The organism is Polaribacter sp. BAL334 (assembly GCF_015767435.1).
Taxonomy (GTDB): domain Bacteria; phylum Bacteroidota; class Bacteroidia; order Flavobacteriales; family Flavobacteriaceae; genus Polaribacter.
The window spans coordinates 1-789 of record NZ_JADWOV010000101.1 but is presented as its reverse complement, the minus strand read 5'-3'; the positions used below and the strand labels follow the sequence as shown (position 1 = coordinate 789).

Annotated in this window: 1 protein-coding gene; it reads right to left on the bottom strand. The window is 38.7% G+C overall.

Features of this window, described 5'->3' with window-relative positions; translation table 11 throughout:
• Positions 1-711 (bottom strand): transposase (locus tag IU405_RS00515; RefSeq protein WP_317193329.1); only part of this gene is annotated, 711 nt, incomplete at its 3' end.
• Between the last annotated feature and the right edge of the window lie 78 nt (positions 712-789).

The following is a 789-nucleotide window of genomic DNA, read 5'->3' as shown; positions in this document are numbered from 1 at the left end:
GTATTTTAGTGCTTCGCCACTGCTATATCCTGCATCGGCTAACACTTCTCCTAGTTCTAGGTTGTTTTCTTCTAAATTTTCTTTGGTGATTTCCACTATTTGCTCCAAACATTGACTGTCGCGTTTGTCTGCATAATCAGCACAAGCTCCTGTGATGACATGATGGCCATCATCTACCGAGATTTGACCAAAGTAATTCAATTGTCTTGCCTTACCTGGTTTGACACTTACTCGGGCATCTGGGTCTGTTGGACTATAATGCGTGTGATTGGATACGTATTTTGGTCGAATCAAATTACCTTGTTCATCTTTTCTACCGCCTTTTTCGCTTCCTTTAGGCATGCCTTTGTATGCTTCTTTTTTCCAATCATGGTGCTGTTCTACCAACTTTTTTCGGCTTTGACTCACCTTGTATTCACTGTTTTGATTCAGCTCATTTGCATAATAAGCTACATCATCCAAAACCTCTTTTTCTATCAAACTATCCATGGATGCATTCGCTTTGATAAAAGCACTGTCTACTGCTTGGCGTTTGCCTCGAACCATTCCTTTTTCAACGCATAAACTGAGTACTTGTTTGAATAGTTGTAAAAAGACTTCCTCTCCATACAATTGTCGCGTTCTACTGATGGTACTGTGCCAAGGCAATGATTCATCAATATCATAGCGAATAAACAACCGAACATCCAAACAGTTGGAACAATAGTCAATCAGTTTTCTGTCAGAATTGATGTTATTGAGATAACCAACTAGACAAATTTAAAAAAAAAAACTACTGGATCAATACTC